This is a genomic window from Undibacterium sp. Di27W, assembly GCF_049340345.1.
Lineage (GTDB): Bacteria > Pseudomonadota > Gammaproteobacteria > Burkholderiales > Burkholderiaceae_D > Undibacterium.
Genome location: NZ_JBMPOS010000119.1, coordinates 1 through 386, shown reverse-complemented (window position 1 = coordinate 386; position 386 = coordinate 1). Strand labels below are relative to the sequence as shown.

1 protein-coding gene is annotated in these 386 nt (G+C 50.8%); it reads left to right on the top strand.

Annotated features, from left to right (window positions below; translation table 11 throughout):
- A partial coding sequence (locus ACO0LF_RS31565; RefSeq protein WP_423021376.1) for a hypothetical protein occupies nucleotides 1-386 on the top strand: 386 nt, incomplete at both ends.

Below are 386 nucleotides of genomic sequence, written 5' to 3'. Positions count from 1 at the left end.
GCCCTGCAAGACGAAGACGTACTGACAGGCTCCAACACCTCCGCTGCAGCCAACAACAAACTGACAGCTACATTGGGTAACTCCAATGACAACGGCGCGCCTATCATCACCCCAACGTTGAAAAACATCCAGACAGCGAACTTCACGTTCTCTGGCTCTGCTGATGCACAAAACGTCGCCAATACAGCTGTTGTTGCAGTTGACTTGCAAGATTCCACTGGTTTGCAAAACATCGGTATCAACCGCATTGCCTCCACAGCAGGTACCAACACAGCACGTATTGAGAACATCAAATCTGTTCTCACCAACATGTCCCTGACCAGCACCAATGCCAACAACGCAGGTGTTGTTGAATTCTCCTTCGGCGCAGGCACATTGCTGGGTAG